Origin of the sequence: Pseudomonas sp. ANT_J28 (assembly GCF_008370005.1) — a bacterium.
In the GTDB taxonomy this organism is placed as follows: Bacteria; Pseudomonadota; Gammaproteobacteria; order Pseudomonadales; family Pseudomonadaceae; genus Aquipseudomonas; species Aquipseudomonas frigoris.
This window is the reverse complement of sequence record NZ_VOBM01000002.1, coordinates 142046-160673: the sequence shown is the minus strand read 5'-3', so window position 1 is coordinate 160673 and position 18628 is coordinate 142046. Positions and strand designations below refer to the sequence as shown.

Below are 18628 nucleotides of genomic sequence, written 5' to 3'. Positions count from 1 at the left end.
CAGGAGTATTGAGATGTCCCGTACCACCAAAAACACTATCGGTTTGCTCGGCGCTGTTTTGGCCGGTGGCATGATGTTGTCCGGGGCTGATTTCGCCTCGCAACCTCTAACTCAGGGCTACCTGCTGGCCTCGGCCGAACAGGTCGTGAAGACTCCTGAAGGTAAATGTGGCGAAGGCAAGTGTGGTGATGCGTCGATGGCAAAAACCGACAAGGATGGCAATGGCAAGGTTTCCCGTGCGGAATTCCTGAAAGTCGCGCCAAAGTCCAATTTCGACTAGATCGACAAGATCGACACCAACCATGACGGCTTCATCGACGAACAGGAGGCTTTCGATAGCGTGAAAGCCAACTACGAAGCCAATGGCAAGAAAATGCCAAAAGGTTTGTTCGAGCACCTGAAAGACCAAGACGGCGCCTAAACGTCCGACAACCAGGCCCCCGCTTCTCCACCGAGAAGCGGGGCTTTTTATCGTCTGGCGGATTTACACCTGGAAGCGTTGCACCATGGTCTGCAAGGAGTTGGCCAGCTGTGAAAGCTCATGGCTGGACGCGCTGGTCTGATCCGCCCCGGCAGCGGAACGCACCGACAAGTCGCGGATGTTCACCAGGTTGCGGTCGACCTCACGTGCCACCTGCGCTTGTTCTTCGGCAGCGCTGGCGATTACCAGATTGCGCTCGTGGATCTGATGAACCGACGCGGTGATGGTCTGCAACGCCTCCCCTGCACGCTCGGCCAGGGCCAATGTGCTGGCTGCACGGATTGAGCTGGCCTGCATGGAGTCCAGCGCCTGAGTTGAGCCGTTGCGCATGCCCTGAACCATCTGCTCGATTTCTTGAGTCGATTGCTGCGTGCGATAGGCCAAAGCGCGAACTTCGTCGGCAACCACCGCGAAACCTCGACCGCTTTCCCCGGCGCGCGCCGCTTCAATGGCTGCGTTAAGGGCCAGCAAGTTGGTTTGCTCGGCAATCGCACGAATTACATCCAGTACCTTGCCAATATCCTGAGACTGGTTGGCCAGGGACTGCACCAGTTCGCCCGTGATCTGCACATCGCCGGCAAGAGCGCCGATGGCCGTGACTGTTTCGCTGACCCGCTCCTGGCCGGCGTGCGCGGACTCACTGGATTGGCGCGTGGCGTCGGAGGTCGACACCGCGTTGCGAGCGACCTCCTCCACGGCGGTGGTCATTTCGGTGACAGCCGTCGCGGCTTGTTCGATCTCATTGTTCTGCTGTTGCAGGTTCTGCGTGCTGTCGAGGGTGACCGCACTCAACTCGTCAGCCGCTGTCGCCAATTGCGCGGCCGAGCCGCTGATACCTTGCAAGGTTTCGCGCAGGTTGCGCTGCATGGTCGCCAACGCCTTGAGCAAGCGACTCACTTCATCGTTGCCATGGGTTTCGATGGGGCGCGTCAGGTCGCCTCGTGCCACGTTTTCCGCGGCATGCAACGCTTCGCTCAACGGTTTGACGATGCTGCGGGTCAGCAGCATGGCCAGGCCGACAGTGGCCAACGCCGCCAATGCGATGAACAGGCTGACGATCATTCGCGATGTTTCGTAATGCGCTGCAGATTTCTGGCTCTCGGCGGCGACTTGTTTGGCGAACAGATCCGCCAGGTCAGTGAGCTGCTTGCCGGAACCATCGACCACGGTTTTCATGTCGATCAGCAGCAGTTTGGTCAATTCGTCGCGGCGCCCTTGTTCGGCCAGGGAGAACGATTGAGCAATGCCGGAACGATAAGCCGCGAAGGTGGTTTTGAACTGGTCATACAAGGCCTTGCCTTCTGCGGTATTGACCAACTTGTCATAAGCCGCAATCTTTTCGCTCAACTCTTTGTCGCGGGTGTCCATTTGGCCGCGGTAGACAGGGATGTTCTTCGGGTCCTGATCCAGGGCCATGCGCAGGGAAATGGTACGGATGCGCAGCATGATTTCGCGGATCTCGTCACCGCCGCGAATGCTCGGCAGCCATTGTTTCTCCACCGCCACCTCGCTGTCGCGAATGCTCGACATCTGCCCCAGGGCGAATATGCCGAGCAAAGCGACCAGTACGGCAATCAGGGCAAACCCCAAGGCTGCCCGAGGAGCGATATTTAACTGACGAAGCACCATAACGAACGCCCTTTTCTTGTAGTGGCTTAGATAAGGGGCGTTGTTTCGGCAGTACCCCGTCGCCTCGTTATCGGCAAGTTGTACGATGACTGAAGTGTTATTTCTCGAAGACAAAAAATCGAAGACAAAAAAAATCCCCGTATCTTTCGATACGAGGATTTTTAATATGGTCGGGGTAAGGGGATTCGAACTCCTGACATCCTGCTCCCAAAGCAGGCGCGCTACCGGACTGCGCTATACCCCGGTAATAAAAAGGCGACCTTTAAAAAGTCGCCTTCTTCGATCAGGGCTTTTGGCCTCTGATCTTAAGATCCGATCCCAGTGTTAACTGGTTTCAAAAATGGTGGGTCGTGTGGGATTCGAACCTACGACCAATTGGTTAAAAGCCAACTGCTCTACCAACTGAGCTAACGACCCAAAAATGGTCGGGGTAAGGGGATTCGAACTCCTGACATCCTGCTCCCAAAGCAGGCGCGCTACCGGACTGCGCTATACCCCGGTTTGAAATTGGCTCCGTGACCAGGACTCGAACCTGGGACCCAATGATTAACAGTCATTTGCTCTACCGACTGAGCTATCACGGAACTACATATTTCAATTTACAACAGTGAAGCTTGCTTCACCTCTTCGACCCGTTCGCATCGCTGCGTTCGTGTGCCTGAGGCGCGCTATTCTACAATCTTAAGCACCTCTGTCAACCCCCTAAATTGCTTTCAAGTTAATGATTTGCAACTTATTTCAGATTCCTGCTTGGGGAGCCGGAACCCTTCAGGGCGACTTACTGCGGGGCGCACTTTACAAGCCTTTTCCTTTCAGTTCAACAGCCTGGAGAAAAAAAGGCCTCGCAATGCGAGGCCTCACAGGTTTTGCTGCCGCCGTGGATCAGACGAAGACGATTTCGTCGTTTTCCACGACACCCTTGGCGGTATCGCCCGGCATGAAACGACCGGACAAAATCAGCTGCGCCAGCGGGTTCTCGATCCAGCGCTGGATGGCTCGTTTGAGCGGCCGTGCGCCGTAAACCGGGTCGTAACCCACCGCGATCAGCTTATCCATGGCCTCAGGACTGAGATCAAGCTTCAGCTCGCGCTCGGTCAGGCGACTGCGCAGACGACCTAACTGGATCTCGGTAATCCCCGCGATCTGATCCCGAGCCAACGGCTCGAAGATCACCACTTCATCGACCCGGTTGATGAACTCCGGCCGGAAGTGTGTGGAAATCGCATCCATCACCGCCGCACGCTGCGCCTCACGATCACCGACCAATTCCTGGATCTGCACCGAGCCCAAGTTGGAGGTCATGACAATCACGGTATTTTTGAAATCCACCGTGCGACCATGACTGTCGGTCAGTCGGCCATCTTCCAGCACTTGCAGCAAAATGTTGAAGACGTCCGGGTGGGCCTTCTCGACCTCGTCCAGGAGGATCACCGAATAAGGCTTGCGACGCACCGCCTCGGTCAGGTAACCGCCCTCTTCATAGCCTACGTAGCCTGGTGGCGCGCCGATCAGACGAGCCACGGAATGTTTCTCCATGAACTCGGACATGTCGATCCGCACCATCGCCTCTTCCGTATCAAAGAGGAACTCGGCCAACGCCTTGCACAGCTCGGTTTTACCGACACCGGTCGGGCCGAGGAACATGAACGAACCGCTCGGGCGATTCGGATCGGACAAACCGGCGCGGGACCGCCGCACGGCGTTGGAAACGGCAATCACCGCTTCGTCCTGGCCGATCACACGTTGGTGCAACAGGCTTTCCATCTTCATCAGCTTGTCGCGCTCGCCCTCGAGCATTTTCGACACCGGAATGCCGGTCCACTTCGAAACGACTTCAGCGATCTCTTCTTCGGTCACCTTGCTACGCAGTAACTGGTTTTCAGTTTTGCCATGCTGGTCGACCATTTGCAGGCTGCGCTCCAGGTCCGGGATGATCCCGTACTGCAACTCGGCCATGCGGTTCAAGTCGCCTTTGCGGCGGGCAGCTTCCAGTTCCTGACGGGACTGTTCGATTTTCTGCTGGATCTGCGCAGAACCCTGAACTTCGGCTTTTTCCGCGTTCCAGATTTCCTCCAGGTCCGAGTACTCGCGTTCGAGGCGGACGATTTCTTCCTGGAGTTTTTCCAGACGTTTTATCGCGGCTTCGTCGCTTTCTTTCTTCAGCGCCTGGGATTCCACCTTCAGCTGAATCAGACGACGCTCCAGACGGTCCAGCACTTCTGGCTTGGAGTCGATCTCCATGCGGATGCGGCTAGCCGCTTCGTCGATCAGGTCGATGGCTTTGTCCGGCAGCTGACGGTCCGTGATGTAGCGATGACTGAGCTTGGCCGCGGCGATGATCGCGCCGTCGGTGATCGCCACTTTGTGGTGAACCTCGTAGCGCTCTTTCAGGCCACGCAGAATCGCGATGGTGTCTTCTTCGCTCGGCTCGTCCACCAGCACTTTCTGGAAGCGCCGTTCGAGGGCTGCGTCCTTCTCTATATATTGGCGGTACTCGTTGAGCGTGGTCGCGCCGACGCAGTGCAGTTCACCACGGGCCAACGCAGGTTTGAGCATGTTTCCCGCGTCCATCGAGCCTTCGCCTTTACCGGCGCCGACCATGGTGTGCAGTTCGTCGATGAACAGAATGATCTGCCCTTCCTGCTTCGACAGTTCGTTGAGCAGGGATTTGAGGCGCTCTTCGAACTCGCCACGGTACTTGGCACCGGCAATCAGCGACCCCATGTCCAGGGACAGCAGGCGTTTGCCTTTCAGTCCATCCGGGACTTCGCCGTTGATGATGCGCTGGGCCAGGCCTTCGGCGATGGCGGTTTTACCCACGCCAGGCTCACCGATCAGCACCGGGTTGTTCTTGGTGCGGCGTTGCAGTACCTGAATGGTCCGGCGAATTTCGTCGTCACGGCCGATCACCGGATCGAGCTTGCCTTCTTCGGCACGCTTGGTCAGGTCGACGGTGTATTTATCCAGCGCCTGGCGCGACTCTTCGTGGTTGGCGTCATTGACGGCCTCACCACCGCGCAGGTTGTTGATCGCGTTTTCCAGGGCTTTCTTGCTAACCCCCTGACCGAGCAACAATTTGCCGAGCTTGCTGTTCTCGTCCATGGCGGCGAGCAACACCAGCTCGCTGGAAATGAACTGGTCGCCTTTCTGCTGGGCCAGACGATCGGCCTGATTCAGCAGGCGCGCCAAATCCTGCGACATGTTGACGTCGCCGGTCGGGTTCTGGATTTTTGGTAGTTGGTCGAGCTCTTTGGTCAGCTCTTTACGCAGGCTGTTAACGTCGAAGCCAACCTGCATCAACAGGGGTTTGATCGAACCACCCTGCTGTTCAAGCATGGCTTGCATCAAGTGCGCCGGTTCAATGCCCGGATGATCGAGGCCGACGGCCAAGGATTGGGCGTCGGACAAGGCTAACTGCAACTTGCTGGTTAAACGGTCTATACGCATGGGTCACCTTCCTTTTGAGCAGGCCGGACCTATAAAACATCCTGAATGAAGAAACCTGCCAGATACCGTTATAGATGCGGTCGATTCTGGGAGTTTCAAGCGTCGCTCAGTTGATGCAGATCAGAGAAGTCTAGCGTTCGAGCCAAATGAGGGAGGCAAACCGACCGGTGCGTGGACTGCGGCGGTAAGAAAAGAAGCGTGGATCGGTCACGGTACAGAAACCGCCACCATAAACAGCGGTGACACCGCGAGCGGCCAGGCGCAAACGCGCCAGCTCGTAGATGTCAGCCATGAATTTTCCAGCATTGGCACTCGGCACAAAGGCTTTGGCGGCTTCGGGGAATTGCTCGACGAAGGTTTCGCGCACTTCAGGGCCGACTTCAAAGGCTTGCGGACCAATGGCCGGACCGAGCCAGACCAACACTTCTTCTGGCGGCACGGCCAGACTGTCGAGGGTTGCTTCCAGCACACCCGCCGCCAACCCGCGCCATCCGGCATGAGTCGCCGCTACGCGAGTACCGGCACGGTCACAGAATAGCGCCGGCAGGCAATCCGCGGTCATCGCCGTGCAGGCAATACCGGGCGTTGCCGTCCAGCTGGCATCGGCAGTGGCCACCAGGCTTGGGTCTGCGTGGGCCACGGCAATGCCGTGAACCTGCTTTAACCAGGCCGGTTGAATCGAGAAATGATCGGTGAGGCGACGGCGGTTTTCGACAACAGCTTCGGGGCTGTCATCGACGTGATCGCCGAGGTTGAGGCTGTCGAACGGCGCCAGACTGACGCCGCCCGCACGGGTGGTCACGCAGGCTTTCACCCCGGCAGGCGCAGGCCAGTCGGGAATCAGCCAGTCACTCATCCGATGAACGCCTCGCGGTCTTGCTTGAGCAGCGTCAGCAACCAGACGAAATCGTCCGGCAGTGGCGATTCCCAGCTCATGCGTTTACCGGTGGTCGGGTGATCCAGCTCCAGGAACCGCGCATGCAGCGCCTGACGCGGGAACGCCTTTAACGATTCGATCATGGTCACACTGGCTGCCGGCGGAATGCGGAAACGACCGCCGTAGGCAGGATCTCCGACCAACGGGAAGTTGATGTGAGCCATATGCACACGAATCTGGTGCGTACGACCGGTTTCCAGCTTCACCCGCACGTGAGTGTGAGAGCGGAAACGCTCGAGCACGCGGTAATGACTGACGGCCTGCTTGCCACCTTCCATCACGGCCATGCGCTGGCGTTGCTGACCGTGACGACCGATCGGCGCGTTGATCTTGCCGCCGGCAGTTACCACACCGATCACGATGCACTCGTAGATCCGGCTTACGCTGCGGCTCTGCAATTGCGTGACAAGCTGTGTCTGCGCCTGAATGGTCTTGGCCACCACCATCAGACCGGTGGTGTCCTTGTCCAGGCGATGCACGATACCGGCGCGGGGCACATTGATGATGTCCGGCACGTGGTGCAACAAGGCGTTGAGCAAGGTGCCATCAGCGTGACCGGCGGCAGGATGCACCACCAGACCCGCGGGTTTGTTGATCACCAGGATGTCGTCGTCTTCATAGACGATATCCAGCTCGATGTCCTGAGCGATCCATTCGCCCTGAGCTTCCTGCTCGGCAGTGAGTTCAAGAATGGCACCACCATGAACGATGTCTCGCGGGCGGATAACCGCCCCATCCACAGTCAGGCGGCCGTCTTTGATCCAGGCGGAAAGGCGCGAGCGCGAGTGCTCAGCGAATAATTGTGCGGCGACTTGATCGAGGCGTTGGCCGCCCAATTCGGACGGCACCTCTGCGCGAAGTTCAATTTTATCGGACATGCTCAGACTAGGCGTCGGCACAGCCTTTGGTTTCGGCTGCGCGCTTGTGGTTAAATACGGCGTCTTTTGCCCCGAGGCTATTCAACGGGGCGCTCATCATAACAGGACGGCCCCGCCCAAGACAGCGGCCGTCATAGGGACGCAAGCCGCCATGCAAGTGAAACACCTGCTGCTGATCGCCATCCTCGCATTGACCGCTGCTTGCTCATCGAAGGAAGTCGTAGACGAAAACCTGAGCGAGGTCGAGCTGTACCAGCAGGCTCAGCACGATCTGGACAACAATAGCTACACCGCCGCCACAGCCAAGCTGAAGGCGCTGGAGTCGCGTTATCCGTTCGGTCGCTACGCCGATCAGGCTCAACTCGAGCTCATCTACGCCAACTACAAGAACACCGAGCCTGAAGCTGCGAAGTCCGCCGCCGAGCGCTTCATTCGCCTGCACCCGCAGCACCCGAACGTGGATTACGCGTATTACCTCAAGGGCCTGACTTCTTTCGACCAGGACGTCGGCCTGTTGTCGCGCTTCCTGCCGTTGGACATGACCAAGCGTGACCCGGGTGCTGCTCGCGACTCCTACAACGAGTTCGCCCAGCTGACCAGCCGCTTCCCCAACAGCCGCTACTCGCCGGACGCCAAGCAGCGCATGATCTACCTGCGCAACCTGCTGGCGGCCTACGAGATTCACGTTGCCGACTACTACCTGACCCGTCAGGCCTATGTCGCCGCCGCGAACCGTGGTCGCTACGTGGTGGAAAACTTCCAGGAAACCCCTTCGGTCGGTGACGGCCTGGCGGTGATGACAGAGGCCTACCAGCGTCTGCACCTGGACGAACTGGCCAACACCAGCCTCGAAACCCTGAAACTCAACTACCCGAACCACCCAAGCCTGGTGGACGGTCAGTTCGTGCCTTCGGTGGCCGAAGCCGACAACCGTTCGTGGTTGAGCAAGGCCACCCTGGGCCTGATCGAATCCCGTCCACCGCTGCCGCCGGGCGAAACCCGCGCCAACCAGGACGTGCAGAAACAGTTCCAGGACGCCAAAGACGCGATTCCGAACGATCTCAAGCCTAAAGACAAAAATGGCGACGTGATCGAAGAAGAGCAACACGAGTCCGAAGCCAATAACAGCGACCGCTCGTGGTTCAGCTACATGACCTTCGGCGTGTTTGACTGACACATCGGGTTGTACAAAAAGGAGCCTTTCGAGGCTCCTTTTTTATGGGCTCGATTATTACGCTGTGCGCTGCTCATGTCCTTGGCTAAACTGGCTCATCACTCGTCAAATAGCAGCTCATCATGCTTCGTTTACTGTTCTGGATCGCCCTGATTGCCGCTGCAGTATGGTTCTGGCGCAAGTTCAAGGGCCAGGCTTCTGTGCCCAAGTCCTCTGCCGAGCTGGAAGCGGCCCCCATGGTCCGCTGCGCCCATTGCGGCGTACACCTGCCACGCGACCGCGCGCTGAGCCTTCAACAACAGTGGTATTGCAGCCAGGCTCATCTTGAGCAAGGCCCGGGCTCCAGTGATCGCTGAGACCTCCAGTCCCGGCAGCAAACAGGCCCAGCGACTGCTGCGCCTCTATCACCTTTACCGTTTGAGCATCGGCATCACCCTGGTGCTGTTGATCTCCAGCAACATGGACAACCAGCTGCTGACGTTCAGCAATGACGACCTGCTGCGCAGTGGCAGCTGGTTTTACCTGGTGCTGAATATCCTGCTGGTGGTATTCCTCGGGAACACCCGGCGCCCGGCTCAACTGTTCAGCCTGGCGCTGACCGACGTCCTGCTGCTGTGCGGTCTGTTCTACGCCGCCGGCGGTGTGGCCAGCGCCATCGGCAACTTGCTGATCGTATCGGTAGCCATCAGTAACACCTTGTTGCGAGGGCGCATCGGCCTGCTGATTGCCGCCGTTGGCGCGCTCGGCATCGTCGGGCTGAGCTTCCTCCTGAGTTTCAACCATCCCGCCACCCCCAACGATTATCTGCAAGTCGGCACGCTCGGCGCTTTGTGTTTTGCTGCGGCATTGCTGGTGCAAGGGCTGATCCGACGTCTGGAGGTCAGCGAAAACCTCGCCGAACAACGGGCCAGCGAAGTCGTCGGCCTCGAAGCGCTCAACGCACTGATCCTGCAACGCATGCGTACCGGCATCCTGGTACTCGACGACAAGCGGCGGGTTCAACTGGCCAACCACAGCGCCTTGAACCTGTTAGGCATGGAAAATCTTGCAGGCCAGCTGATCGACGACTACTTACCCAGCCTGGTCGAACGCCTGCAACTGTGGCTCAACAATCCGACGCTGCGCCCCCAGAGCCTGAAAGTCGCCAGTAGTGGTCTGGAGCTGCAACCGAGCTTCATTGCCCTCGACCAAAGCCCACACCATCAGACCCTGGTCTTTCTCGAAGACCTCGCGCAAATCGCTCAACAAGCCCAGCAATTGAAGCTCGCCGCCCTCGGTCGCCTGACCGCCGGTATCGCCCATGAAATCCGCAATCCACTGGGCGCCGTTAGTCATGCCGCGCAGCTATTGCAAGAATCAGAGGAACTGAACCGCGCGGATCGACGTCTGACACAGATTATTCAAGACCACTCTCAGCGAATGAATCGGGTAATCGAAAACGTCCTGCAACTGTCCCGCCGCCAGCAAACCGTAGCGCAACGGCTTGATCTGAAGCCGTGGCTGGAGCAATACGTCAACGAAACCCGCGAGGGGGCGACCGAGCATCAGCAGATTCATCTGCGCATCGGCTCAGGAGACTTCAAAACCCTGATGGATCCAGACCAACTGACCCAGATTCTCGACAATCTGTTGCGTAACGCCTGGCGCCATAGCGCCTTGAATCACGACGTGGCGCAGGTCTGGCTCGAGTTGTTCGTCGACCCGGACAGCCAGCTGCCGGTCCTCGAGATTCTGGACAACGGCCCCGGTGTGGCACCGGAGCATCATGTTCACCTGTTTGAACCGTTCTTCACCACCAGCACCCAAGGCACGGGACTGGGGCTTTATCTGTCCCGTGAGCTGTGCGAAAGCAACCAGGCCCGCCTAGACTTCAAACCACGCCAAGACGGCGGCTGCTTTCGCATCACCTTTGCTCACGGACGGAAACAAAGTTGAACATGAGCCCACGGCAAAAAGTCCTGATCGTCGACGACGAACCGGATATCCGCGAACTCCTGGAAATCACCCTGGGCCGGATGAAACTCGACACCTTCAGTGCCCGCAACCTCGGCGAAGCTCAGGCCCTGCTGTCGCGAGAGACGTTCGATTTGTGCCTCACCGACATGCGCTTGCCTGACGGCACCGGCCTTGAGCTGGTGCAACACATCCAGCAACGCCACCCAAACGTACCCGTGGCAATGATCACCGCTTATGGCAGCCTGGAAACGGCGATCAACGCCCTCAAGGCCGGCGCCTTCGACTTCCTGACCAAACCGGTGGACCTCACACGCCTGCGGGAACTGGTCAGCAGCGCGCTTCGTTTACCTGCGCCGGGCGGCACCGGCGTCGCCATCGATCGCCGGCTGCTGGGTGATTCACCGCCAATGCGCGCCTTGCGCAAACACATCGACAAACTGGCCCGCAGCCAGGCGCCGGTGTACATCAGCGGCGAATCCGGCAGCGGCAAGGAGTTGGTCGCGCGACTGATCCATGAACAAGGACCGCGCGCCAGCCAACCCTTTATCCCGGTCAATTGCGGGGCGATTCCGTCCGAATTGATGGAGAGCGAATTTTTCGGTCATCGCAAAGGTAGCTTCAGCGGTGCCATCGAAGACAAACCCGGACTGTTCCAGGCGGCCCATGGCGGCACCCTGTTCCTCGACGAAGTGGCTGATTTGCCGCTGGCGATGCAGGTCAAGCTGCTACGGGCGATACAGGAAAAAGCCGTTCGCGGTGTCGGGGAACAGCAGGAAACCGTGGTCGATGTGCGTATTCTTTGCGCCACCCACAAAGACCTCGACGCCGAAGTCGCTGCCGAACGTTTTCGCCAGGATTTGTATTACCGGTTGAACGTGATCGAACTACGGGTGCCGCCCTTGCGCGAACGCCGTGACGACATCGAATCCCTCGCCAGCCACGTGCTCAAACGCTTGGCCATCAACACTGGCCAACCCGCCGCAAAACTCCACCCCCAAGCCCTCGACGCGCTGAAAAGCTATCGCTTCCCCGGCAATGTACGGGAACTGGAGAACATGCTCGAACGGGCGCAAACGCTGTGCGAAAACAAACAAATTGAAGCCAGCGACCTGCGACTGGCCGAAGGCAACTGCAACCCGGAAGGCGGTGTGCCGGACCTGACGCAGATCGACAACCTGGAAGTCTACCTGGAAAACGTCGAACGCAACCTTATCCTCCAGGCACTGGAAGAAACCCGCTGGAACCGCACGGCGGCGGCTCAGCGGTTGAATCTTTCATTCAGGTCGATGCGCTACAGGCTCAAGAAACTGGGGCTCGATTGAGTCTCAGATCCGTCCAGCCGGTGTATACGGCGCCGGATCAATGATCGGCTCACGCCCCAGCATCACATCCGCAAACAACTGACACGACGCCGGCGCCAGCACCAAGCCATTACGGTAATGCCCGCAATTGAGCCAAAGTCCTTCGAACCCTGGCACCCGACCGATGTAGGGAATGCCTTCCGGCGAACCCGGTCGCAACCCGGCCCAGTGCCCTACGACCTCGGCATCCGCCAGCGCTGGAATCATCGCCACCGCCGACGCCTTCAGACTCTCCAGGGCAGATTCGGTCGGCGTCTTGTCGAAGCCTTCATGCTCCAGCGTACTGCCAATCAGAATGTGCCCGTCACGCCGAGGAATCGCATAACGCCCCTTGGCCAGAACCATGCTCGGCAGGAAATCCGCTGCGCATTTGTAGAGAATCATCTGCCCTTTCACCGGCTCGACCGGCAAGTCCAGGCCCAGGCTTTTGAGTAAATCACCGCTCCAGGCGCCCGCAGTCAGAACCACCTGATCGCCATGAATCGCTCCCGCCGAGGTCTGCACCCCGACCACAGTAGCGCCTTCACGGATAAACCCGCTGACTTCACACTGCTCATGAATCGTCACGTTCGGCAGCGCCAGCAACGCAGCCTTGAGGGACTTCACCAGCCGCGGATTACGCACATTGGCCACATCGGCCATGTAGATCGCCCGAGAAAAACCGCTCCCCAACACCGGCACCGCGTCGTGAGCCGACGAGATATCCACAGCCCGCAACGGACGGTTTTCCCGCTCGGCCCAGACCAGCGCCTCGGCCTCATCATCCAGGTCCAGCCAGTACAACCCGGTGGTATGCACCTCAGGATCGACACCGGTGGCTGCAAACAGTCGCTCACCCAGCTGTGGATAAAAATCCTGGGACCAATGCGCCAACGCGGTGACCGCCGGGCTGTAGCGCCACGGGTAGAGTGGCGAAACGATACCGCCACCCGCCCAGGAAGACTCCTGACCGACGTTCGAGCGGTCCAGCAGCACAACACTTTGCACTTCTGACGCGAGATTGAACGCTGTCAGCAGGCCAATCACGCCGCCACCGACAATCACCACTTGCTGTTGCCTGGTCATGTTCTGATCCAACCGTTAAATAGACAGAAGGCGCAAAAGGCGCCTGCAAAAGGAACTCAGCGGCCCCAGCAATCCTTGGTCGTGGCCGTCGCGTTGTCCATGCTTCTGACGCCAGTGTTGGTGATGGTGAAATCACCGCACTTGTCGGTCTCCATAGCTTTGCCAGCCTTACGAACTGCCGTCAGCAGGAAGGTCTGATCAGTCAGGGTCTGGGTAATGGTGTAAAAGTCATTGCCAGCACTCAGGCCTGCAACGCCGGTGTAGACATTGCTCTTCGAATAGAAACGCTCGAGGATCTGTGCCTGCTCGGAGAGCAGCCCGGCCACCTCCGTTCGACGGCCTTTTTTCACGTACTCGGTGAGGCTCGGGTAGCCAATGGTGATGACGATCCCGATGATCGCAATCACGATCATGATTTCGATCAGGGTAAAACCTCGGTTGGATCTGCGCATGCCTCAACTCTCACTTACTGTATTTGTCGCCACATGATGCGACGGCTGCCGCCGCTGCCGGGCTTTTCCACCAGGGAGCTGATGCCACCGCTGGAGTCGTTCACAATCTTGCGGGACGCATTGTTGACGATCGCGTTCAGTGTCGGAATACCACCGGTGAAAATCACCCCGCTGGATATCGAATCCTTGCTGTCGACCAGCCCATCGCCATTGCTGTCGAGCACTGCGTAATTGAGCATCTTACCGCTGAATGCATCCAGTTCGACCAGTTTGCCGGTACCGAAACTGGCGCAAGGATCGGTGGTGTCCACGCTGGCCGTGGTGAACACGATCCGGCCGGCCACCAGACTGGCCTGATTGATCACCCGCTCACCGGTTAGCACGTTGTTGTACACCAGCGGCAGGTACCAGCCTTTTTTCGCCGGATAGGTCACGTCGTTCTGGCTGGTGGTGATGAATTGCCCACTGCTACCGGAGAACACACCGGTCACCGTCTGAGCCTGCAAACTGGACGTTGTGATTTGCCCGGAGCCACCTTCCGCATCCCACACGGCATAGAACGCTTGAAGGTCTTTGTTGATCTTGTCGGCAGTCTCATTGAATTTACCGGTGCCGAAAAACACTTCCTTCCCTCCCAACGAATTGTCCGCCAGCAATGGTTGCGCGGTAATCGGCTGGGTGACGCCACCTGCGGTGGTAAACAGCGGTTTGCGGGAAAATGCCAGATCCCACGACTCCGGGGCCGTGGCACTCAAATCAAACTTCCACAGCCTCCCCTTCAAGTCGCCGCCATAAGCGGCCTGCACCACATTCTGCGAGTTGACCCTGAGCTTCACCGACGACAGGCCGTTGGTCGTCTCGGCGCCGTCGACCACTATCTTCTTAATCAGCGTGCCGTCGCGAATGTCGACCACGTACAACGCTGCCACACCTGAGTTGCTGCCATAACCGTTGGAGATGAATGCCGCCCATCGACCGTCGGACAAGCGTGCCACTTCCGGTCGTGCGTAGGCATAACCCAGATCATTGAAAACGTTCGCCGTATTTGCTGTGGCCGGTGCGCTGATCTCCCACAACGCCTTCGTTACGTTACCGGCCGATGCGTCGAACAGTTGCAGCGCATAGAAGGTCCGACCTCCCGCCCCTGTCCCGCCCAACGCAAGGGTTTTCCAGGCACTGTTGAGCTGGGCATCGAACACACCCACCTGGCCGTCCACCAGAAACTTGTGGCTCACCCCGTTTATGTAAGCGGGGTCGGCGATGTAGCGCAGCGACGACAACACACTGGACGGCATAAAAGCGTAACGCCGTGTGCCATTGGATGTGTTGATGACGTTTACAAAGCCGTCGTTGGCGTTCACCACGAGGCTGGGGTTCATGCTTGCCGCTTTGGTTGCCAGATACGTGCTGTAAGTGGTGTCACCTGACAGATCGGACGCGGTTTTATCCGTGGGCGATGCCAGGGCCAACGGCGAATTGATGATGTCGCCAAGCAGCACACTGCGCACTTTCAGGCCGGCCTTGTTGGTGCCCTTGCTCCACTCCACCAGATCGCTGCCGGTGATGCCGGTGGGCAAACCCTGGTTAAGGGAAGTTTGCTGGACAGGGGAAAAACTGGCGTAGGCCAGCGTCACGGCCGCATTGGTCAGTGTGTTCCAGGATTGATAGGTCGACGCCGTGGCACCGGGCACGATGGCGGTATCGGTTGTCCACAACACCGAGGCGGTGTTGACCGTTCCAGCGGAGGTAAATCCGTAGGACTTGATCGTGCCGCGCCAATCCTTAGGATCGTAACTGGTCTGAAAGTAACTCGAACCGCTGGCCAGGGTAGTCCCGCTGGTGACGCCACTGCCACCGGAGCCGGCCTTGGAGGTGATGTCGCTCAGGGCCGAAGACAGTGCGCTGTTGAGCCCGGCGCCTTCAGTCGCCTGGTAGTACTTGCCGTGCCCGTAGGTCGCGGCGTCCGCCAGCATTTGGTTTGCTGCGGTAAAACCTACGGTGTAGGTATTCATGTTCTGCCTGGGAAAATCCAGGGCGTCCCAGCTTTTGCCCGCGGCATCGGTCCCCGTGGCGCGCATGTCGATGTCGAAGGCGAACTTCGCGATGTCATCCAGATACAGGGTATCGCCATCGTCGTCACCGCCAAGCGGGTTCTCGCCATCGTTGTTGATACCGTCCCAATTGGGAAGCCTGGGACCGCCCTGGGCAATAGCTTGTGGATCGTTAGTCGGAAAGGTCCGGTCATAGGTTGGAAGGCCATCGGTAATCACCACCCCATAGTTTTTCTGGCAACGATACTGGATCGGACTGGTGTAGGTGGTGGGCTTCGAGTTGTTGTACGGCGCCATGCCACGGAAATAGCGGGTGATCTCGTAATAGGCTTCAGCCAGTGGCGTATTGGCCTCCGCGCTCAGTTCGTCGATTCCGGCGATCAATGCGTTGTAGTTGGTATCAGCCTGAGCCTGAGTCACGGTGCCGCTTAGAGCCGACAAATCACTGACCGAGCGGGCGATGTAACCGCCGTCATTCTTATGGTTTCCGACAGCCAGGTTGAACGTCGCAAGGCCTATACGCAGCGAGCGATTACTGGCCACCAATGCCTTGGAAACGTTGCGCGCCACATTCATCCGGTAATCATTAGGGATCGAGCCATCGGTGAAATCCCGGTCGGAATTGTTGGCCAGGCTTATCAGATACGACAAGTATTTCGCCGAATAGCGAGTGTCCTCACCCCCTACCGGATCGGGAAGCTTCAGACAGAGTGAATCCAGACCGAGGAAACTGTTGTTATAAAAACCGTACCATCCTTTCGAACAGGTTCCCCGAGTCAAACTCGACAAGGAAATATTGCTATCGCTCATGTCAAGTTCCCGCCCTTTCAAGCACGAACCATTCGAGAGGCAAATAGTCACCGGAGTGCCCGCGATTGTCGGGTCGAAGCCTGCCGCCCAGATAATGCTGTTCATACTCCCCGAATCGTCGATCAACAACATCACATTCGGCGCGACGGCTGCAGCGCTCAATAGCGGAGAATCCGACGGCGTGAAGGCATACGCCGGCGCTGAGAGATAAAACCCCGATATCACGCCGCAAACCAGGCGCCACAGCCGTTCAGTACTTCGCATAGATACTCTCCACCACACTGCGCGAATTGCCCGCGATGCCCACGGCGGTCACCCGGTACAGCGTTGTCGAGGTATTGCTCGGAACATTCACGGCGGTCAGGGTGGTGCCGATGTTCTGCACCCCGTAAAAACCGCTGCCGGAGGCGATCCAGGTCACCCCCGAGGTGGAATTGAAGCCGGCGCCGGTGATTGTCGACGACTCGGCCGGTGGCGCGCATTGGGTAGTACCGCTGCAGACCGGCAACGAAAAAGTATCCAGTTGCACCGCGCTTTCACCCACGCGCAACGCCGATTCAGCGCCCTGGAACGACTGATTGCGCAAGGTCACACTGGCAGCCATTTTTTCCTGCAGGGTGGCGTTTTGCATCGATGAAAGGCCGATCAGTGTCAGCAACAGAAGAAACACCAGGCTGACCAGCAGCGCCATGCCACGCTGGGCGTGAGGGGTCACGGGAGAAATACTCATCGGCCCTCCCCTCATGGCAATCGGTTGCGCAGCGCGGCAACCACGTTGAAGGTTTGATTGCCTACCCGGTTGTTCGGGTCGGTGAGGGTCAACGTCAGGCGAACACTACGGATGCGCGCCGGATCAGAGGGGTTGCTGCTGTAACTGGAGGCGGCCACATCAGTGGCGGAACTGGCGAGGCCGAAGCTCACGTTGAAGGCACTGACGTTGTTCACCAGCACCGCCTGAGCCGGCGTGCCGGTGCCGACACCCATCAGCAGTTGATTGTTGCTGAAGCTGTAGATCAAGCGCCGGATCGGAAACGCCAGCTCGCCCGACGCTGGAACACGGACGCCGGTGTAGGCCGTTGCGTTGTTCCGACAATCGGAAACCACCGTCCAGGTCGGTACCCCGCCACCGCCGCCGACATCCGCAGTGACCAAAGTCAGTTTGAGGTTGGCGTTGTCCCAACTGATCGGCATTGTCTGGCTGGCTTTGAAGTCACCCGCCGAGCTTGAGTCGGTGACCGCCCCCAGACATCCGAACATGCCGACCATGCGAATTTCCTGAATCATCTTGCTCAGCACGAACCGCGCATCTTCCTGCATCGCGGCAGCGGCGTTCTGGCTGACATAGGTGTTCTTGGCTGCGATGAAAATCTGTGCCACGCCCAGGACCACGACCAAACTCAATGCCAGGGCGATCAGTAACTCGATCAGGCCGAAACCTCTGCTGGACCGGTTCATGGCGTCGACACCGGATCGACGGTGGCGCGACTGGTCAGGACGAAACTACGGCGTGAATTGGCAGTGTTGGCGGCCCGCGAGTCATCCCAGGTGATGGTGATGGTGTACACCCGCTGATTGAGCGTAACGCTACCGGTGGCAGTGGCACCGCCAAAATTAACGATGTTGGTGGTGAAGTCGTAGAGGTCCTGATCCCGGGCGACGCTCAGGTTGCCCGAGGTCGGAGGCGCGACGGTGTAGTCGGCACCAGAGTTGGCGCGAATGCGGTCCATCATGTCGTAGGCGATAAAACTCGCCTGGCTGGTCATCCGCGCGCTGTCAGTGTACTTCAGCGCATTGAGCTGAATCGCTGCCGCCCCCAACAGCCCCACGCTCAGAATCAACAACGCAACCAAGACTTCGATCAGCGTCATGCCCTCCTGTGCACGTTTGCTCCATCCCCTCATCCGCAGCTTCCACCCAATAGAATTCGTCCGTTCAAACACACATTCAGCGTTCTGTTTTGCGCTCCCTGTACGTAGTTGATCACCACCGCCGTGGACGGTGCCGACAACCCGCCAAGGTTATTGAAATCGATGGTGGTCACTCCTGAGGTTAGCGTCAGAGTAGCCCCGCTGCTCATCGCTGGAACAACCCGCAATACATTGGCCAATTTGCCAGTACCGTCATAAACCGAGAGCTCCCCGGTCCAGACGCCTCCCTCCGTCGTCGGGCGAAGCCGGGTGGTGATGCCCCGGTCGATCGCCTCAAGTCGGGCGAAATTCAAACCACGTTGCAGATCACCGATTTCGGTGTCGGCCTTGGTGATTTGCACCGAACGGGTAAACGCCGGTACGGCCAGCGTGATCAGGATCAGAAGCACCGCGAGCGCGATCAGCAACTCGATCAGCGTGAAACCTTTTGTACGATGATCCATCGGTGCCCTCCGTTGC

At 58.6% G+C, this 18628-nt stretch carries 15 protein-coding genes, 4 tRNA genes and 2 pseudogenes; 5 read left to right on the top strand and 16 right to left on the bottom strand.

Annotated features, from left to right (window positions below):
• Positions 1-13 precede the first annotated feature (13 nt).
• A pseudogene (locus tag FQ187_RS01825) lies at positions 14-421 on the top strand (EF-hand domain-containing protein).
• A gap of 63 nt (positions 422-484) precedes the next feature.
• Here the strand turns inward: FQ187_RS01825 and FQ187_RS30800 are convergent.
• The 9 genes and pseudogenes from FQ187_RS30800 to rluD all read right to left on the bottom strand — a co-directional run bounded on the left by FQ187_RS30800 (position 485) and on the right by rluD (position 7372).
• Positions 485-1348, bottom strand: coding sequence for a methyl-accepting chemotaxis protein (locus FQ187_RS30800; RefSeq protein WP_371925495.1), 864 nt, complete (start codon positions 1346-1348; stop codon positions 485-487).
• Positions 1340-2110: pseudogene (locus FQ187_RS30795) on the bottom strand (MCP four helix bundle domain-containing protein); the annotation flags it as partial. The pseudogene FQ187_RS30795 and the gene FQ187_RS30800, both read right to left, overlap by 9 nt.
• A gap of 167 nt (positions 2111-2277) precedes the next feature.
• A tRNA-Pro gene (locus FQ187_RS01815) sits at positions 2278-2354 on the bottom strand.
• A gap of 97 nt (positions 2355-2451) precedes the next feature.
• Positions 2452-2527: transfer RNA gene (locus tag FQ187_RS01810), tRNA-Lys, on the bottom strand.
• A 5-nt stretch (positions 2528-2532) separates the two neighbouring features.
• Positions 2533-2609 (bottom strand) — tRNA-Pro (locus FQ187_RS01805).
• 9 nt (positions 2610-2618) lie between these two features.
• Positions 2619-2694 (bottom strand) — tRNA-Asn (locus tag FQ187_RS01800).
• Positions 2695-2992: 298 nt separating this feature from the next.
• Positions 2993-5557, bottom strand: coding sequence for an ATP-dependent chaperone ClpB (gene clpB, locus FQ187_RS01795; protein WP_095130594.1), 2565 nt, complete (start codon positions 5555-5557; stop codon positions 2993-2995).
• A 130-nt stretch (positions 5558-5687) separates the two neighbouring features.
• Positions 5688-6413, bottom strand: a complete 726-nt coding sequence (pgeF, locus tag FQ187_RS01790) for a peptidoglycan editing factor PgeF (protein WP_149628179.1) — start codon at positions 6411-6413, stop codon at positions 5688-5690.
• Complete coding sequence (gene rluD, locus FQ187_RS01785; protein WP_046048807.1) at positions 6410-7372, bottom strand: 23S rRNA pseudouridine(1911/1915/1917) synthase RluD; 963 nt, start codon at positions 7370-7372, stop codon at positions 6410-6412. The genes pgeF and rluD overlap by 4 nt, the downstream gene beginning before the upstream one ends.
• Before the next feature lie 151 nt (positions 7373-7523).
• Here rluD and FQ187_RS01780 point away from each other — a divergent pair, with 151 nt between their 5' ends.
• The 4 genes from FQ187_RS01780 (at position 7524) to FQ187_RS01765 (ending at position 11824) form a co-directional block, all read left to right on the top strand.
• Positions 7524-8546 (top strand): outer membrane protein assembly factor BamD, encoded by a 1023-nt coding sequence (locus FQ187_RS01780; protein WP_149628178.1) that lies wholly within the window; start codon positions 7524-7526, stop codon positions 8544-8546.
• Positions 8547-8668: 122 nt separating this feature from the next.
• Complete coding sequence (locus tag FQ187_RS01775) at positions 8669-8902, top strand: PP0621 family protein (protein ID WP_008154904.1); 234 nt, start codon at positions 8669-8671, stop codon at positions 8900-8902.
• On the top strand, positions 8892-10481 hold the full coding sequence (locus FQ187_RS01770) for a PAS domain-containing sensor histidine kinase (RefSeq protein ID WP_149628177.1): 1590 nt from the start codon (positions 8892-8894) through the stop codon (positions 10479-10481). Before FQ187_RS01775 ends, FQ187_RS01770 begins: the two co-directional genes overlap by 11 nt.
• A gap of 2 nt (positions 10482-10483) precedes the next feature.
• The gene (locus FQ187_RS01765) at positions 10484-11824 is read left to right on the top strand and encodes a sigma-54 dependent transcriptional regulator (protein WP_149628176.1); all 1341 of its coding nucleotides are present in this window, start codon (positions 10484-10486) and stop codon (positions 11822-11824) included.
• Positions 11825-11827: 3 nt separating this feature from the next.
• On the opposite strand, the gene thiO is transcribed toward FQ187_RS01765, so the two are convergent.
• The 7 genes from thiO to FQ187_RS01730 are packed head-to-tail and all read right to left on the bottom strand — an operon-like array spanning position 11828 to position 18612.
• Entirely contained in the window at positions 11828-12928 is a 1101-nt protein-coding gene (gene thiO / locus FQ187_RS01760) for a glycine oxidase ThiO (protein WP_149628175.1), read from the bottom strand.
• A 56-nt stretch (positions 12929-12984) separates the two neighbouring features.
• Positions 12985-13380, bottom strand: a complete 396-nt coding sequence (locus FQ187_RS01755) for a type IV pilin protein (protein WP_149628174.1) — start codon at positions 13378-13380, stop codon at positions 12985-12987.
• 14 nt (positions 13381-13394) lie between these two features.
• On the bottom strand, positions 13395-16505 hold the full coding sequence (locus tag FQ187_RS01750; RefSeq protein WP_149628173.1) for a pilus assembly protein: 3111 nt from the start codon (positions 16503-16505) through the stop codon (positions 13395-13397).
• A complete protein-coding gene (locus tag FQ187_RS01745) occupies positions 16492-16971 on the bottom strand; it encodes a PilX N-terminal domain-containing pilus assembly protein (protein ID WP_134422334.1) in 480 nt (159 codons plus the stop codon). Before FQ187_RS01745 ends, FQ187_RS01750 begins: the two co-directional genes overlap by 14 nt.
• A gap of 11 nt (positions 16972-16982) precedes the next feature.
• Entirely contained in the window at positions 16983-17696 is a 714-nt protein-coding gene (locus FQ187_RS01740; protein ID WP_149628172.1) for a PilW family protein, read from the bottom strand.
• On the bottom strand, positions 17693-18142 hold the full coding sequence (gene pilV, locus FQ187_RS01735; RefSeq protein WP_149628171.1) for a type IV pilus modification protein PilV: 450 nt from the start codon (positions 18140-18142) through the stop codon (positions 17693-17695). Before pilV ends, FQ187_RS01740 begins: the two co-directional genes overlap by 4 nt.
• Positions 18139-18612, bottom strand: coding sequence for a GspH/FimT family protein (locus tag FQ187_RS01730; protein ID WP_149628170.1), 474 nt, complete (start codon positions 18610-18612; stop codon positions 18139-18141). The genes pilV and FQ187_RS01730 overlap by 4 nt, the downstream gene beginning before the upstream one ends.
• Positions 18613-18628 lie beyond the last annotated feature (16 nt).

What these genes read in the sequence shown, in the direction of transcription:
- FQ187_RS30800 (WP_371925495.1), bottom strand. Translation starts at nt 1,348, where the DNA reads ATGCAGCGCAACCTGCGCGAAACCTTGCAAGGTATCAGCGGCTCGGCC.
- clpB (WP_095130594.1), bottom strand. Translation starts at nt 5,557, where the DNA reads ATGCGTATAGACCGTTTAACCAGCAAGTTGCAGTTAGCCTTGTCCGAC.
- pgeF (WP_149628179.1), bottom strand. Translation starts at nt 6,413, where the DNA reads ATGAGTGACTGGCTGATTCCCGACTGGCCTGCGCCTGCCGGGGTGAAA.
- rluD (WP_046048807.1), bottom strand. Translation starts at nt 7,372, where the DNA reads ATGTCCGATAAAATTGAACTTCGCGCAGAGGTGCCGTCCGAATTGGGC.
- FQ187_RS01780 (WP_149628178.1), top strand. Translation starts at nt 7,524, where the DNA reads ATGCAAGTGAAACACCTGCTGCTGATCGCCATCCTCGCATTGACCGCT.
- FQ187_RS01775 (WP_008154904.1), top strand. Translation starts at nt 8,669, where the DNA reads ATGCTTCGTTTACTGTTCTGGATCGCCCTGATTGCCGCTGCAGTATGG.
- FQ187_RS01765 (WP_149628176.1), top strand. Translation starts at nt 10,484, where the DNA reads ATGAGCCCACGGCAAAAAGTCCTGATCGTCGACGACGAACCGGATATC.
- thiO (WP_149628175.1), bottom strand. Translation starts at nt 12,928, where the DNA reads ATGACCAGGCAACAGCAAGTGGTGATTGTCGGTGGCGGCGTGATTGGC.
- FQ187_RS01755 (WP_149628174.1), bottom strand. Translation starts at nt 13,380, where the DNA reads ATGCGCAGATCCAACCGAGGTTTTACCCTGATCGAAATCATGATCGTG.
- FQ187_RS01750 (WP_149628173.1), bottom strand. Translation starts at nt 16,505, where the DNA reads ATGCGAAGTACTGAACGGCTGTGGCGCCTGGTTTGCGGCGTGATATCG.
- FQ187_RS01745 (WP_134422334.1), bottom strand. Translation starts at nt 16,971, where the DNA reads ATGAGTATTTCTCCCGTGACCCCTCACGCCCAGCGTGGCATGGCGCTG.
- FQ187_RS01740 (WP_149628172.1), bottom strand. Translation starts at nt 17,696, where the DNA reads ATGAACCGGTCCAGCAGAGGTTTCGGCCTGATCGAGTTACTGATCGCC.
- pilV (WP_149628171.1), bottom strand. Translation starts at nt 18,142, where the DNA reads ATGAGGGGATGGAGCAAACGTGCACAGGAGGGCATGACGCTGATCGAA.
- FQ187_RS01730 (WP_149628170.1), bottom strand. Translation starts at nt 18,612, where the DNA reads ATGGATCATCGTACAAAAGGTTTCACGCTGATCGAGTTGCTGATCGCG.